1 protein-coding gene is annotated in these 534 nt (G+C 74.5%); it reads right to left on the bottom strand.

Features of this window, described 5'->3' with window-relative positions:
- Nucleotides 1-534, bottom strand: a 534-nt coding sequence (locus KDM41_18925; GenBank protein MCB1185499.1) for a VCBS repeat-containing protein, incomplete at both ends; no start/stop codon positions are given.

Below are 534 nucleotides of genomic sequence, written 5' to 3'. Positions count from 1 at the left end.
ACGGCGTCGGCCAGGCCGTCGCCGTTCACGTCGCCGACGTCCACGGACGCGCCGAAGTACCCGCCCGCCACGGGGCCCGGCTCCTGGTAGCCCGCCCGCCGCTGCAGCATCTCGGGGAAGGTGGCCGGGGGCGCGTTCGGCCCGCCGTACACGACGATCAGGCGGCCCGCCCGGGGGAACTCGATGAAGTCCGCGGCGCTGTAGACCGCGACGATGTCGTCGTAGCCGTCGCCGTTCATGTCGGCGATGGCGGCGTCCCCCTCGATGGCCGTCGGGGTGCCGCGGATGGCGTAGCCGCCCTGGCCCGCCAGGAGCTGGGCCGTCGTGGGGATGGCGCGGTCGCGGCGGCCGAAGATGATCAGCATCTCGCCGCCGGCCGGCACCACGGAGCGCAGGGCGTAGTCGTCGAGGCCATCGCCGTTGATGTCGCCGCCGACGGCCGCCCGCGTCTGGTAGACGAGGCGCCCGTAGTCGACGCGGTACGGGCAGCAGGAGAAGCCGATGCCGCCGCCGGTGTGCAGCCGGGTCTCCTGG

The organism is bacterium (genome assembly GCA_020440705.1).
Classification (GTDB): domain Bacteria; phylum Krumholzibacteriota; class Krumholzibacteriia; order LZORAL124-64-63; family LZORAL124-64-63; genus JAGRNP01.
This window is presented reverse-complemented; position numbering and strand designations above follow the sequence as displayed.